Consider the following 8458-nt stretch of genomic DNA (forward strand, 5'->3'; position numbering starts at 1 on the left):
GTTGAAACTGGCGAAGCTACAGTAGATGCCAGTAATGCCAGCTTGCAAGAAATTCAACGTAATTGGAATTAATTATGAGCAATAACTTTAAGATTCCCGATGACGCAACTAGAGCCAGAGATATTGCTAATTTGAGAGAAGCTGGTAGGCTCTTGGATTTGTGGACTCTAGAGCTAGATGAAGCTATAGCTGTCATGGACAAACATTTGCTCCAACAACGTCGAGCCAGATTATTGTATAAATCCAACTATATTCCCACAGAAAAAGTTGAGAGCTAGCTTTCACTCTAGTGGATTACTGCTGCATAAGACGATCGAAACCATCCCGATGGTGAAGTTGGGAATGGTTGAGCAATTGTAACCATAAATCGATCGGCATCAAACTTGACAGGCTCGTTGATTTCGTCCAAAATAATAGTACGTACGCTAAGTAATTAGCATTTATGAAATCAAACTCGATCGAGTCTGCATCTTCAACATTGGGCAAAGAGTTTAGAGCACCATATAGCATGGGCTATCGCATCAAACTTCTGTCTCAGTTGCTGTATCGAAAGTTTAGCGATCGTCTGGAACCGTTTGGGTTGACGCCATTTCACTGGTTAGTGCTGTGTTGTTTGTGGCAAGAGGACGGCTTACCAACTTCGGCGATTGGTGAAAAGCTACAACAGGTTGGCGGCACACTCACGGGCGTACTCGATCGGATGGAGGAGCGCGGCTTCGTCAGACGAGAGCGCGATCCGATCGATCGGCGGATCTGCCGGATTTGGCTGACTGATGCGGGGCTGGAACTGGAACACATCCTCCCCCAAGTCACCGCAGATTTACATGCCGAGACATGGGTGGGTGTCCCCGAAGGCGATCGCGAACAGTTTTCTCGATCGCTCGATCGCGCCATTGCTAACTTGTCCTAAAGATACCTCGATCGTTTATCGCTGTTACCCCGATTGAGGGAAGCTAAATACGTCTAAGTTTGAGACGATCGATACAATCCGATCTAATTAATATTACGCACACTAACTAATCTCATTAAATACATCAATTAACTAGGCGATCTGTATGCAAAGCACGACTACAGCCAGCGAATACAATGGCCATCAGCTTGACAGTCTCGATGCGGATGGAATCCAAACTGCGGTAGTACCACCAGCAAAAGTCGAAACAGTTACCCCATTTGTCGTACCAGGGCAAATCGAAAAGCCAGCCCCAAAGCGGAACAAGCGGCTGCCATTGATTTTAGCGGGATTGGGTATCGGTGCAACTGTAGCGGGGATCTTTGGTTTTCGGTATTGGGAATTTATTTCGACCCACCAGACAACGGATAATGCCACTGTTTACGGACACATCCACCAAATCAGTAGCAAAGTTGCCGGTACAGTCACGGAGGTGCTAGTAAATGACAACCAGCAAGTCCAACCCGGACAATTGTTAATCAAGCTCGATCCCAAAGATTACGAAAATAAGGCGCAGCAAGCCCAAGCCGCGCTAGAAGCGGCGCAACGTCAGGCAAGTGCAGCCCAAGCAAACATTGCCCTCGCATCCCAAACGACGACAGGTAAAACCAGTCAAGCGCAGGGTGATGTCAGCACTGCTCAAGCTGGCATTTCTACAGCCCAAGCGGTGGTTGAAGAAGCTAGAGCTGGGATTCCAGCTGCCCAAGCTGCGGTTCGAGAAGCTCAAGCCGGAATTCCCCTCGCACAGGCGCAGGTTGCCCAAGCCGACGCCAATCTCCAAAAAACCCAAGCTGACTTCAATCGCTACAACAGTCTCTATAAATCTGGTGCGATTTCGGGTCAACAATTGGATACCGCTAGAGCTGCATTCGCCGTAGCGCAGGCGCAAAAAAGTTCCGCGCTCCAAAGCGTTCAACAAGCCCAAGCCAAACTCGCAGCAGCGAAAGTTGGAGTAGCCCAAGCCCAGTCTAAATTGGCACAAGCTCAAGAAGGAATTACGACTGCTAGAGCCAAACTCGCAGCCTCCAGAGGTGGCTTGCAACAAGCAACCGCCAGCGGTCAACAAACAGCCGTCAGCCGCAGCCAGTATGCCGCTGCTCAATCGGCGATCGCTCAATCGCAAGCGGCCTTGAAGGATGCTCAATTGCAGCTATCCTACGTCAATATTACGGCTCCCAGTGCCGGACGAATCGGGCGTAAAAATGTAGAAATCGGCAACCGGATTCAAGCCGGATCGCCACTGATGGCTGTGGTGGACAACGATTATTGGGTAGTGGCAAATTTCAAAGAAACCCAACTCGATAAGTTGAAGCCAAAACAGGTGGTAGAAGTGAAGTTAGATGCTTTTCCCAATCATCTATTTAAGGGTTATGTAGATAGCCTCTCGCCTGCATCTGGATCGCAATTTTCGCTGTTACCACCCGATAATGCGACGGGTAACTTTACCAAAATCGTCCAGCGGATTCCAGTCAAAATCAGATTGGATGCTAATAGCCTCAAAGGCTATGAGACGCGCCTCGCACCTGGGATGTCTGCGGAAGTGACTGTCGAGACTAACTAGGGCAATTTGGAGACGACACCAATGCACGAGCGATTAGTACTGCCACAATTGCAGGGTACTCCTACAGATAACCTGTAGGGGTGCCCCTCGTGGATACCCTCAGATCTACGCTGTTACCCATGTCTTAATGCTGGTATGCGACTCGATCGACTGTGAACCTTCACCTAATTTTAAGATGCAAGCAATCGACTCAAAATATCTACCACCAGCGTTACGATCGCGTAACTATCGCTTATTTTTTGGCGGACAGGGGATTTCGTTAATCGGTACCTGGATGACCCAAATCGCGACGGTGTGGTTGGTTTATCATCTTACCAACTCATCTGTGATGCTGGGCGTGGTGGGATTTACCAGCCAAATCCCCAACTTTTTGCTGACCCCTTTTGGTGGTGTTTTAGTCGATCGATTCCCGCGCCAGCGCATCTTAATCGCGACTCAAATTTTGGCGATGCTGCAGTCTTTATGCTTGGCTGCGCTGGCATTATCTGGAGTAATTCAAATCTGGCATTTGCTGGTTTTAAGTTTATTTCAAGGCATTATTAATGCCGTCGATGCCCCAGCCAGACAAGCAATCGTCACTGAATTAGTCGATCGACCCGAAGATTTAGCTAATGCGATCGCGATTAATTCGACAATGTTTAATGGTGCGAGGTTAATTGGCCCCGCAATTGGCGGATTATTAATTGCCAGGGTGGGTGAGGCTTATTGTTTCTTAATTGATGGTCTGAGCTATATCGCCGTAATTATTGCTTTATTAGCAATGCGATTTAAGCCCAAGCAACTGCCCAAAATTACTGGTAGTCCATTAGAGCGCATTAAAGATGGATTTAAGTATGCCTTTGGCTGTCCGCCGATTCGGGCGATTCTATTGCTATCGGCGATCGTCAGTTTTTTGGGGATGCAGTATACGGTACTCGTCCCAGTTTTCGCCGATAAAATCCTCCAAGGTGATGCCCAAACTCTAGGCTTTTTGATGGCAGCATCGGGAGTAGGTGCTGTATCGGGCGGAATTTATTTAGTCACACGTAAAACTGTTTTCGGCCTGGGGAAATTGATTATTCTGGGGCCAGCATTATTAGGGCTGGGGTTAATTGTCTTTGCTTTATCTCGCTATTTGCCGCTGTCTTTAGTCGCGATGTTGTTTATCGGCTTGGGCACGATTTTACAAATTGCATCGGGTAATACGGTGCTCCAAACGATCGTCGATGATGACAAACGCGGTCGCGTGATGAGTATTTATACGATGTCTTTTTTGGGAGTGGTGCCGTTTGGCAATCTGTTAGGTGGTACTTTAGCCGATCGAATTGGTGTGACGCCGACATTGATTTTTGCAGGTAGTGCTTGCTTATTAGGGTCATTATATTTCAGCAGACAATTACCAGCATTGAGTAAAATCGTCCGCGAAATTTATCATCGCAAAGGCATCATCGATTAGGCAAGATCTAGTTTCGAGATAATTTCTGGAGGATAAAATAATGGCAAATCCAAGTGCGCTAGGCGATCGAAATCCAGATGCCGATCGAGTCTCGTTGCGGACTTGGATTGGAGTTGGTGCCAGTATGCTAGGGGCATTTATGGCGGTGTTGGATATCCAAATTACCAACTCTTCCCTTCAGGATATTCAAGCAGCTCTGGGGGCGACCCTGGAGGAAGGCTCATGGATTTCGACTGCTTATTTGGTAGCCGAAATCGTCGTGATTCCCCTGACGGGGTGGCTATCCCAGGTATTCTCGATCCGTCGCTATATTTTGGTCAATGCGGCACTATTTATTTTCTTCTCGGTGTGTTGTGCTTCGGCGTGGGATTTATCCTCGATGATTGCCTTTCGTGCCTTGCAGGGGGCAACAGGGGGGATTTTGATCCCGATGGCTTTTACCAACATGTTGGTGAGCCTACCACCATCTAAACAACCGGCGGGTCAGGCGTTATTTGGTGTGACGGCTACGTTTGCACCGTCGATCGGGCCGACGTTGGGCGGGTGGCTGACTAATAATTTAAGTTGGCACTATATCTTTTATCTGAATGTCATTCCTGGCTTGTTGTTATTAGCTGGTGTTTGGTATGGCATTAAACAACAACCACCCAAACCAGAACTGCTCAAACAAGGCGATTGGTGGGGGATTATTTCGATGGCGATCGGGTTGGCATCGCTGCAAGTAGTTTTAGAAGAAGGTACTCGTAAAGATTGGTTTAGCTCATCTCTAATTATCAATCTAGCCATCCTCGCAGCGATTTTTCTAGCGATCTTTTTCTGGATCGAACTAACTCGCAAGCAACCATTTATTAACTTGCGGCTATTGCAAAATCGAAATTTTGCGCTGGCGAGTATCGTCAATGTCTCGCTCGGCATCGGGCTATATGGTTCTATTTATATTTTGCCGTTGTATCTGGCTCAGATTCAACAATATAATGCCTTGCAAATTGGTGAGGTCTTAATGTGGGCGGGGATACCGCAATTATTTCTGATTCCGCTGGTGCCCAAGCTACTTCAGTTTGTCGATACTCGGTTGGTAGTCGCTACAGGGATAAGCTTATTTGCTGTCAGTTGTTTTATGAATTCCGATCTAACTAATCTCTCGGGGATCGACCAGTTGCGCTGGTCGCAATTAGTGCGCGCGCTAGGTCAGCCCTTAATTTTAGTACCGCTCGCTGGAGTGGCTACTGCTGGTATTCCCAGAGATCAAGCCGGATCGGCGAGTGGGTTATTTAATATGATGCGAAATTTGGGCGGTTCGTTTGGGATTGCCGCCTTAGGGACATTATTAACCCAGCGCGAACAGTTTCATTCCAATCGGCTCGGTGAAGGTGTATCGCTGTACAACCCTGCCACTCAGCAACGCATCGATGAGTTGACCCAGCTATTTGTCAGTAGAGGTGCCGATCTCCTCACAGCTCAGGATCGCGCATTAAAGTCGATCGAGACGATTATCCGACGCGAGTCATTTATCTTAGCTTTTAATGATTGTTTTTACTTTATTGGGTTTGCGCTGCTATTGAGTGGAGTAGCAATCTTGTTCTTCAAAAAAGTAAAAGTGGGTGCTGGTAGCGGTGGACATTAGAAAAATGTCAGATGAGCATAGAGTTCGCTCGCAATCAGGACGATCGATAACAGTAGCGATCGTTCGAGCGAAAAAATAGTCAAGCGACTCTCTGAAGTTCTGTCTATAGATAGATTTGTTTACTTGCGCTCACTGTTAATATTGGCTAAACACTGCAACTCTAATTAGATTGAGACTGAAGATAAGCATGTCCAACTCTAACTATTATTTGAGTATTATTGATGAATAATCATATCTTAAAAAGCCATATCCTCGACCCGATCGCCGAATTCTGGACGAGTATCCTGGATTTTGGGGGGCAAGCTTGGTGGATCGAAGTTTTGACAGATCGCCCTAAGTGCATGTACTACTTTGGTCCATTTGCGGATCTAGCATCCGCAAAACTAGCGGTAGCGGGCTATGTCGCAGATTTAGAAGGTGAATCTGCCCAGGGGATCGAGACTCAGATTAAGCGTTGTAAACCAGACCGATTGACGATCGATCTTGAAGACATGAGCGCGGTATAGACTGCCAGTAATTAGTAGTTTAAATATGCTAATTACTTAAATTGATTTTTGCTTGACAGGCTTTTGCCTGCCTCTCGATTACTTCTTCACCACAGCTCAGATCTAGAGATGCGCTCGGCAGTTACTGTCCTTGCATTTTGAGAACTACGGCAAATGTCCGCAGTAGAATTTGGAAATTTAAGGCTAGCGACTGATGCTTGCAATAGTAGAGGTCGTAGCCGAGCTTGATCTTGGCATCTTCAACAGTACTACCATAGCCATAATTTACCTGCGCCCAGCCAGTCAATCCAGGTTTAACAGCCAATCGCGTGCTGAAGTTAGGAATTTGTGATTCTAATTTCTCCATGAACTGTTGGCGTTCGGGACGAGGGCCAACCATGCTCATTTCGCCCTTCAAGACATTGATGACTTGAGGTAATTCATCGAGGCGAGTTTTGCGGATGAAGTTACCAACTTTGGTGATGCGGCTATCGCCTTTGACTGCCCACTGTGCTTGACCGTTACGTTCGGCATTTTGCACCATCGATCGCAACTTATAGATAGTAAACTTGTTGCCATTCAAACCAACCCGCTCTTGTTTGTAGAAGATCGAACCAGGACTATCTAGTTTAATGGCGATCGCTACAAAGGGGAACACTACTGCAAAGATTGCGGCGATAATCAATCCACAAATAATGTCTAATACTCTTGTGCCAATGCGATCGAAATTTTTTAATTGGCGTTGTGAAGCTGATTTAGATAGTTCACTAGAGTAGTACATAGCGGGTTTAAGATTGTGTGTTTGAATAGTCGTTTGTCTTCAACACACTCAATCTAACAGTCATCTTCGGATAGAATCCTCGTCATTATGACCGATCAGTTCTCAGCTATTTGCACTAATTATAAGTACGACAAATTGGGCTTAATCCTAACTGCGCCTTGAGTATAGATAAAGTAAAGAATTTGTTCTGTCTATGTAGATATAGAATCGAGCTAAAACATTCATTCAAATCAGTCGATCGATAGATAGCTGGAAATTGGGGAACGTTAACGATCGGATCGAATCGCCATTTCTAAATTGATGCAAATCGTATTCACCATCGACAAGATAATAAACAGAAATAGTCGGCTGTTTGGGATAACCGATAAAATACCGCCCGCCTAATCCTAAATAATCGACGATCCAATATTCCTGAACGCCTAATGTTTGGTATGCGATTTGCTTAACTGCATAATCATCCTGCCAATTAGTCGATACGACTTCAATAGCTAGTTTGACTGAGCTGCCTTGTGTAATAATCGATTCTGTCTCCCACCGAGATTCTTGAACTAGCTGTTCTTTGTCCAGGACGATAACATCTGGCTCATAGCCTGACTTCCCATCGATCGATTTGACAATCGATTCGCGCGGAATCAGATAAGGTAGACCCAATCGGGTAATTTCTAAATATAGTTGGCCGCTGAGCAAAACAGCTATTTCCGAATGTTTGCCGCGCGGTTTGGGCATTTCGAGAAGATCTCTGTCTCTAAGTTCGTAGCGAAATTCCGATCGCTCTGGCAACCAGGCGATAAAATCATCAAAGCTAAGTGTTTTAGATTTTGCTAGTACCATCTCGATCTTGCTTACCTCAGCACCGCAACAACTTTATTTGGTGAATGTAATTTTAGCTCATGCCGCTATTGAGAGATCGATAGCTGCTGAATCTGGCATTATTCAAGGTGCTCATCTGATTCTCCCGCTCCTCACAAATTTAAGTGCTCAATTTACCAATCCAATCGCGCAGAACGGGGTTGACTAATTCGGGAGCTTCATCTTGGGGACAATGGCCGACATCGGGAATTTCGACAAATTCATCAACAGTAGAAACATTCATCAATTCGCGTCCCAATTCGATCGGTTCTCACGGATCGGCAGCACCCCAAATCGCGATCGCCGGACAAGTCAACTGGGGCAGCAGATCTTCGGGTAATGGCCCCCAGGAATAGGCCGTAAACTTCAAAAAGACGTCCGCCGCGCCAGGATCGGCAGCGGGAGCCATCAAGATATCGATTAATTCTTCGGTAATGGCTTCTGGGTGGTGGTAGGCTTGCCGTAAGATATTGCGAACCACCTTCCGTTGGGCGAGTTGCTGGAAAAAGAACTTGCCGATCGCGGGTACTGTCAGTACCGACTGCAAGATCGGTGCGCCCCAGCGACGATAGAAGGGCATTTCGGCACGTTTGCGATCGTGTAATAATCGCAGCGAACAATTGAGTAAGGCCACGCCAAGCACAGATTCGGGGCTAGTTACCGCCGCTTGCAAAGCAACGATACAACCGATCGAGTTACCGATTAAAATGGTCGGCGTGCCGATAACTTCCTGGCAAAAATCGATGACCTGCTGCGCCCAGGTTTCAAAGGTAT

General features: G+C 46.6%; 8 protein-coding genes and 1 pseudogene. 6 read left to right on the top strand and 3 right to left on the bottom strand.

Annotated features, from left to right (window positions below):
* The first annotated feature begins 74 nt into the window (after positions 1-74).
* From RMO84_RS12260 to RMO84_RS12285, 6 genes are all read left to right on the top strand, one after another.
* Positions 75-278, top strand: coding sequence for a hypothetical protein (locus RMO84_RS12260; RefSeq protein ID WP_310488736.1), 204 nt, complete (start codon positions 75-77; stop codon positions 276-278).
* Between the two features lie 164 nt (positions 279-442).
* The gene (locus RMO84_RS12265) at positions 443-910 is read left to right on the top strand and encodes a MarR family transcriptional regulator (protein WP_310488737.1); all 468 of its coding nucleotides are present in this window, start codon (positions 443-445) and stop codon (positions 908-910) included.
* A 145-nt stretch (positions 911-1055) separates the two neighbouring features.
* Positions 1056-2510, top strand: a complete 1455-nt coding sequence (locus RMO84_RS12270; RefSeq protein ID WP_310488738.1) for an HlyD family secretion protein — start codon at positions 1056-1058, stop codon at positions 2508-2510.
* A 175-nt stretch (positions 2511-2685) separates the two neighbouring features.
* Positions 2686-3945, top strand: coding sequence for an MFS transporter (locus RMO84_RS12275; RefSeq protein ID WP_310488739.1), 1260 nt, complete (start codon positions 2686-2688; stop codon positions 3943-3945).
* Between the two features lie 40 nt (positions 3946-3985).
* Positions 3986-5569 carry an MDR family MFS transporter gene (locus RMO84_RS12280; RefSeq protein ID WP_310488740.1) on the top strand — a complete coding sequence of 528 codons (1584 nt, stop codon included), beginning with the start codon at positions 3986-3988 and terminating at the stop codon, positions 5567-5569.
* Positions 5570-5790: 221 nt separating this feature from the next.
* Positions 5791-6075 carry a DUF1816 domain-containing protein gene (locus RMO84_RS12285; RefSeq protein WP_310488741.1) on the top strand — a complete coding sequence of 95 codons (285 nt, stop codon included), beginning with the start codon at positions 5791-5793 and terminating at the stop codon, positions 6073-6075.
* Positions 6076-6196: 121 nt separating this feature from the next.
* Here the strand turns inward: RMO84_RS12285 and RMO84_RS12290 are convergent, their stop codons facing one another.
* From RMO84_RS12290 to RMO84_RS12300, 3 genes and pseudogenes are all read right to left on the bottom strand, one after another.
* Positions 6197-6835, bottom strand: coding sequence for an exopolysaccharide biosynthesis polyprenyl glycosylphosphotransferase (locus RMO84_RS12290; protein WP_310488742.1), 639 nt, complete (start codon positions 6833-6835; stop codon positions 6197-6199).
* Between the two features lie 225 nt (positions 6836-7060).
* A complete protein-coding gene (locus RMO84_RS12295) occupies positions 7061-7666 on the bottom strand; it encodes a Uma2 family endonuclease (protein ID WP_310488743.1) in 606 nt (201 codons plus the stop codon).
* Positions 7667-7805: 139 nt separating this feature from the next.
* Positions 7806-8458: pseudogene (locus tag RMO84_RS12300) on the bottom strand (alpha/beta fold hydrolase); the annotation flags it as partial.

The sequence above is a fragment of the Chamaesiphon sp. VAR_69_metabat_338 genome, from assembly GCF_031423935.1.
Lineage (GTDB): Bacteria > Cyanobacteriota > Cyanobacteriia > Cyanobacteriales > Chamaesiphonaceae > Chamaesiphon.

Bases quoted from the DNA above. Each gene is read 5' to 3' on its own strand.
- RMO84_RS12295 (WP_310488743.1), bottom strand. From the start codon at position 7,666: ATGGTACTAGCAAAATCTAAAACACTTAGCTTTGATGATTTTATCGCC.
- RMO84_RS12260 (WP_310488736.1), top strand. From the start codon at position 75: ATGAGCAATAACTTTAAGATTCCCGATGACGCAACTAGAGCCAGAGAT.
- RMO84_RS12275 (WP_310488739.1), top strand. From the start codon at position 2,686: ATGCAAGCAATCGACTCAAAATATCTACCACCAGCGTTACGATCGCGT.
- RMO84_RS12280 (WP_310488740.1), top strand. From the start codon at position 3,986: ATGGCAAATCCAAGTGCGCTAGGCGATCGAAATCCAGATGCCGATCGA.
- RMO84_RS12270 (WP_310488738.1), top strand. From the start codon at position 1,056: ATGCAAAGCACGACTACAGCCAGCGAATACAATGGCCATCAGCTTGAC.
- RMO84_RS12285 (WP_310488741.1), top strand. From the start codon at position 5,791: ATGAATAATCATATCTTAAAAAGCCATATCCTCGACCCGATCGCCGAA.
- RMO84_RS12265 (WP_310488737.1), top strand. From the start codon at position 443: ATGAAATCAAACTCGATCGAGTCTGCATCTTCAACATTGGGCAAAGAG.
- RMO84_RS12290 (WP_310488742.1), bottom strand. From the start codon at position 6,835: ATGTACTACTCTAGTGAACTATCTAAATCAGCTTCACAACGCCAATTA.